Here is a 2,385-nt window from a genome sequence, read left to right as displayed (position 1 = left end):
GATCACCTCAGGGTCTGCACCCACCGGAACGAAGCCCCGGTGGTGAGGGTGTGGCGGCGGCGGCCGGGCTGGACGGATTTCGGGACGAGGATTGCCTTGCAGGCCGCGCGCGACAGGCTGACGGCGGTGCCGGTGACCCAGCCGGGCCGGATGTTCGGGCTGACCTCAAAATAGCCGGTCAGCCCGGTGCCGCTGGCGCTGGCCGGAGCCGCGATCCGGTGCAGGGCTTGGCGCAGCGGGTTCGACCCATAGGCAAAGGCCAGATAATCATGGCGCCGGAGCTGGAACCCGGCCGGAAGCCCGGAAAGCCGGATCTCGCGCGTATTCGCATGCACCGCATCGAGCACCGGCGCGGCTCCGGCGAGCGCCGCCCCGGAGAGATCGGAGCGTGGAAACGGCCGCGCGATATCATGCACCATGAAGCTGGCGCCGGGCTGGCGCAGCACGTCGATCATCGCCAGCGCCTCGGCCGCCTCATCCGGCGTCATGTCGCCCAGCCGGATCTCGCCCGACCAGAGCCGGGTGCCCAGCTCCGCCGTCAGGATCTCGCCCGCCCCGGTCTCCGACACTTCCATCGCCTCGGGCAGATCGAAGGTCATCTCCTGCACGGGCAGAAGATCCATGAACTGCGCACGGGTCAGCGGGAAGGAATACGCCATCATCCCCTCCAGCGGTCACTGACGATGGTGCGGACCTCGCCGGGCAGGAAGTCGCGGGTGTATTGTTCCAGCGACACCTGAATGGCCTGCATGACGCCCTCGCGGATCTCGGCCGAGCCGGTGCCCGAGACATTGATATGATGGGTCACAAGCATGGCGGCGGCTTCGTTACCGGCTGCGGCTCGCCTGTCTGAAGGCCCGCCGACCGGCAGTGGCGGCCGACCGCCCATCACATAGCCGCCCTCGCGATATCCCCGCATCGCGCCCTTGCGGATCGCCTCAAGGTTCGCCACTCCGATGCGACGGGTGGCCGCCGCGTCGAAGACATATTCCTCGGCATGCACCACGCCCGCCACATCCGTCGTCGCACCCGGCCCGGTCCAGCCGCCCACCTCATAGCCTTTGCCGCCGGTCAGCCAGTTCAGCCCCGCACCCAGGAGGCCGCCGACAAAGGCCCCGCCCGGCCCGTAGCTCGCCCCGATCCCCTGCAGTGTGCCCGCAAGGTTCGCGCCAAAGGTCTGCAGGCCGGTCCCCAGCTGCGCCGCCCCGGTCCCGAGCTGGCCGAGCTGGGCCTGCGCGCTGTCCGTGGTGCCCTCGAACCGCGACATTGCCGCCTCGGCCGCCGCAAGGCGCTGATCCCAATGCATGGCACCGGCCGGATTTGCGGCGCTCCAGCCCTGCGGCCGCTCGTAGCCGACAAAGGCCTGCGTCGCGCCATGGAGGTTCGGCGCCGCCTGCAGCCGCTTCAGGACACCGTTTTCGCCGGAAAGCAGTTCCTGCCAGACAAACTCCAGCTGCGCCTGCACATTCGAAAGCCCGGCCTGCCCCCCGACATAATCCAAAAGGGCCTGCCCCCGTCCGGCATGATGCTGGAACAGGCCGAAAGACGTGCCGCCATCCCCCACCGCCAGCGGGTTGAACCCGCTTTCGGCAGAGGCATTCCCCATGATCGCCGCGATCTGGTGCGGCGCGAGGCCTTTGGCCGCGAAGAAGGCCCAGACCTGTTGCTGGACATTGGTGCTGCCGCCGAGACCCGCAGAACCCGCCATGCCATAGCCGCCCACCGCCCCGGCGGTACTGGCCGAGAGCAGGTTGGCCACGCCCGGCCCGCCGATCATCACCGTGGCGGCGGTCACCGACATGGATTGCACCGGCGCCGTGGCCTGCGCGGCGAGCGCCCGTTCGTTGATCGGGTTCTGGCCGGTCAGCCGCCCGAAGATGCCCGACCAGCCGCCGACATCGCCCCAGGTGCCGAGATCGGTGCCGAGGATCGCGTTCTTCAGCGGATTGCGCACCGCGAGGTCGAAGAACATCCCCTCGATCTCGCCCAGCATCTCCGACAGCGCGCCCTTCAGATCGCCGCCGCGCAGCCTGTCCAGCACGCTGTCGATGGCATCCTCGCCCGCCGACTGAACCCGCTTCCAGGCATCGGCCTGCGCTTCAATGGTCCGGGCCAGTTCGGCCCGCGCCAGCGCGTTGCGGCGGATCGCCTCCGCTTCCTCGCCCACAAAGCCGCGCTCCCGGATCTCGCGTTCCGCCTGCACCAGCGCCAGCACCCGTGCCCGCACGGCCTCGGTCTGACCGGCCAGCGCCAGTTCCAGATGCAGCTGCTGCACCGCCTCCTGCTGACCGCGCAGGAAGTCCAGCTGTTCCTGACGCAGCCCCGCCAGCGCCCGGGTGCGCACCTGCTCGGCCGAGGCCGCCGCCACCGTGGCATCGGCCCCCG

2 protein-coding genes are annotated in these 2,385 nt (G+C 69.9%); both read right to left on the bottom strand.

Going from position 1 to position 2,385, the window contains the following annotated elements:
* Window positions 1-2: 2 nt before the first annotated feature.
* The gene (locus tag C8N34_RS25705; RefSeq protein ID WP_108131066.1) at window positions 3-659 is read right to left on the bottom strand and encodes a hypothetical protein; all 657 of its coding nucleotides are present in this window, start codon (window positions 657-659) and stop codon (window positions 3-5) included.
* Window positions 659-2,385 (bottom strand): phage tail tip lysozyme (locus C8N34_RS26595; RefSeq protein ID WP_244910761.1); only part of this gene is annotated, 1,727 nt, incomplete at its 5' end. The genes C8N34_RS26595 and C8N34_RS25705, both read right to left, overlap by 1 nt.

Source organism: Gemmobacter caeni (assembly GCF_003054195.1).
Classification (GTDB): Bacteria; Pseudomonadota; Alphaproteobacteria; order Rhodobacterales; family Rhodobacteraceae; genus Gemmobacter; species Gemmobacter caeni.
The sequence above is the reverse complement of the archived record's forward strand: the minus strand, read 5'-3'. Positions and strand labels throughout refer to the sequence as shown.